Source organism: Novosphingobium rosa NBRC 15208, assembly GCF_001598555.1.
Lineage (GTDB): Bacteria > Pseudomonadota > Alphaproteobacteria > Sphingomonadales > Sphingomonadaceae > Novosphingobium > Novosphingobium rosa.
Genome location: NZ_BCZE01000176.1, coordinates 1 through 1,227, shown reverse-complemented (window position 1 = coordinate 1,227; position 1,227 = coordinate 1). Strand labels below are relative to the sequence as shown.

General features: G+C 65.2%; 1 protein-coding gene. It reads right to left on the bottom strand.

The genetic code is table 11. The annotated features are described in order from the left end of the window. On the bottom strand, positions 1-1,227 hold a 1,227-nt coding region (locus SR3_RS30280), incomplete at both ends, for an MFS family transporter (RefSeq protein WP_068095141.1).

Genomic DNA, 1,227 nt, shown 5'->3' with positions numbered 1-1,227 from the left:
CCCAGCTGACCGCCACCACCAGCACCATCACCGCCGTCACATACCAGTAGAACGCGCCCTCATGGCCGATGGATTTGGTCCACAGCGCGACATATTCCGCCGAGCCGCCGAAGGCCGCATTGGCCAGCGCATAGGCAAAACCCACGCCCAGCGCGCGCACCTGCGTGGGGAACAGCTCGGCCTTGATGATGCCGGAAATCGAGGTGTAGAAGCTGATCAGCGCCAGCGCCGCGGTGATCAACGCCCCGGCCTCCAGCGGGCTTTTGGCGCCATGCAGCAGGGTGATCAGCGGCACGGTCAGCACCACGCTGCCGATGGAGAAGATCAGCATGTTGCTGCGTCGCCCGATCCTGTCCGACAGCGCGCCCATCACCGGCTGCAGGCACATGAAGATGAAGAGGCAGACCGTCATGATGCTGCTCGATGTGGCGATGCTCATGCCCGACGAGTTCACCAGAAACTTCTGCATATAGGTGGTGAAGGTGTAGAACAGCAGCGATCCGCCCGCCGTAAAGCCCAGCACCGAAAGGAAGGCGCGCGGATAGCGCTCCATCAGGGCAATCAGGCTGCCGGCCTCGTGGTTTTCACGCGCCTCATGCCCGGCGCTTTCCTGCAGGCGCAGCCGGGCCACCAGCGCGCCCAGCGCCGCCAGAGCGCCGATCACGAAGGGAATGCGCCAGGCCCAGGCCTTCAGCTCGGCCTCGGGAAAGATCTGCTGCAGCCCCACCACCACCAGCGAGGCCAGCAACTGCCCCCCGATCAGCGTGACATATTGAAACGACGACAAAAACCCGCGCCGCCCCGCCATCGAGACCTCGCTCATATAGGTGGCCGCCGTGCCATATTCGCCGCCCAGCGCGAAGCCTTGCACCAGCCGCGCCACCATCAGCAGGCCGGGCGCCCAGACGCCGATCTGCGCATAGGTGGGCAGGCTCGCGATCCCCAGCGATCCCGCGCACATCGTCAGCACCGAGGCGATCAGCGCCCCGCGTCGCCCGTGCCGGTCCGCCATGCGCCCGAAGAACCAGCCGCCGACCGGGCGCGCCAGAAAGCCCGCCGCAAACAGCCCCGCCGTGTTGAGCAATTGCGTCGTGAGATCGGCGGCAGGGAAGAAGGCCTTGGCGAAATAGATCGAGCAGAAGGAATAGATGTAAAAATCGAACCACTCGACCAGATTGCCGCTGGAGGCGGCGATGATCGCGCCGATCTTGGCCCGCGTGGTCTGGT